Source organism: Falsigemmobacter faecalis (genome assembly GCF_003863335.1).
In the GTDB taxonomy this organism is placed as follows: Bacteria; Pseudomonadota; Alphaproteobacteria; order Rhodobacterales; family Rhodobacteraceae; genus Wagnerdoeblera; species Wagnerdoeblera faecalis.
The window spans coordinates 1-1,799 of the sequence record NZ_RRAZ01000086.1 but is presented as its reverse complement, the minus strand read 5'-3'; the positions used below and the strand labels follow the sequence as shown (position 1 = coordinate 1,799).

Here is a 1,799-nt window from a genome sequence, read left to right as displayed (position 1 = left end):
CATCTCTGTCATGGCAGCACCTCCTCGGGGCCGCCAGTGAATCAAGGTCTCTTCGCTACCGCAAGCAATTTAGTAGGTCCTGAGCCTAGCAGGCTGCTGAAATAGTCCTGAGTACAGGACGGTTTTTTTCATCAGGGCTGATCTGTTCTGCGGTGGGGCTTTCTTCGCCCGACAACATACATGCCTGGCGGGTTCTCTCAGCCTGAGGCAGCCAGCAGTTTGGGCAGTCTGGCGAGATTGTTTGCGGCCATCGTCATAATGAAGCGTGCACGCACCCGCTCAATCCCCCGATAGAGGGTCTGGGTCATACCGCCAACCGTCTTGGCCCATCCAAATGCCTCTTCGATCCGTTTGCGGTGCCGGATCGACAGTGCATATCCCTTATGACGCGTGGTGCGGCCGTCGATCGCGGAATGCTTTGATTTTTGCGCAACATGCGGGGTGACGCAGGCGGCTCGCAGATCGGCCACGAAGTCGACTGTGTCGAAGGCCTTGTCCGCCCCCAGCGTCAGCTGCCGCGTCGATCCGGGGGAATGCCGATGGATCATGTCCAGGGCTGCGCGGCGTTCTGCATGGCAGTCAGCCCGCGTCAGGTCGCTTTGCACGATCAGGCCCGAACGGTTCTCCATCAGTGCATGGCCGACGAAGCAGAGCATGGCCCCGGCGCCGGACGACTTCTTGTAAAGCCGGGCGTCCGGATCCGTGGAGGACGCATGCGTGGCATTGGAGCGCCTCTGTCCCCTGAAATCGACTTCGGTATTGCGGCTTTGACGTATCACCGGGGTAGTCTCGGACGTGGTTGGCTCAAAAGGGGACGCGGTCGGGGTCTTCGGGCGACCAGAGCCGCCGGGATCATCGTCCGAGGGGCCATCGTCAGTCTTCGGGCGGAAACTTTTCATCGAGGCCCAGGCTTTGACCAGGGTGCCGTCGACTGAAAAGTGCTCGTCCGACAGCAGATGCGCGACCTCGCGGTGAGCCAGGATTGCCCTCATCATCTCCCGCGACATCTCCGTGCTCAGCAACCGATCCCGGTTCTTACTGAAAACCGTCGGCCTTCGGCCCGGGGCTCCGCCCGTTCAGGGCTGAAATCCGTCCACCGGACGGATTTCCGGGCGCCCTTCACCCCACACCGGGTCATCGATCCCGAGCCCGACAAACCAGCGGAACAGCAGATTGTATTCCATCTGTTCCATGAGCTGTCGCTCCGAGCGGATCGAAAAGAGGATCTGCAGCAGGCTTGCCCGGATCAGCCGCTCCGGAGCGATCGGGGGCCGGCCAAAATCAGTGTAGAGTGCGGAAAACGCGTCATCCAGGCTGGCCAGTGCGGCATTGACCACCTGCCGGATCTTGCGCAGAGAGTGGCGTGCAGGGATCCGCGCCTCCAGATCGACATAGCTGAACAGCGAACCGCTCGTCTCGTCACTTCTCCGCATGATCACCCCGGCATGTTATCTGCAAAGGGTGAACCATGTTCCTCAAGCCACGTCCAGGCCAGACTATTTCAGCACCCTGCTAGGTCACGACCTTTCAAGGTTTCGGCCCGATCTTTACAAGAATTCCTCGACTTACAATCTTTCTAACCGTTGAGGCCCCGGACACGCACGAAGCTAGGTCATCGACGGATGACCACTTCCTTGGGCAAGCCTCAGATCCTACGCCGCACCGCAAAGGTCTGCTTTCCGCGGTGGGTTCAACGGATCGCAGCAACACTTCATTTTTTGATGAGAGAAGGAGTGTGATCCATGGCACATCGGCGGGGCGCTGTTGCACAAATCTATTTGGATTCAGTGTTTTGCCTG

General features: G+C 59.5%; 1 pseudogene. It reads right to left on the bottom strand.

From position 1 onward, the window contains the following. Positions 1–197 precede the first annotated feature (197 nt). A pseudogene (locus EG244_RS20090) lies at positions 198–1,433 on the bottom strand (IS5 family transposase). Positions 1,434–1,799: the final 366 nt, after the last annotated feature.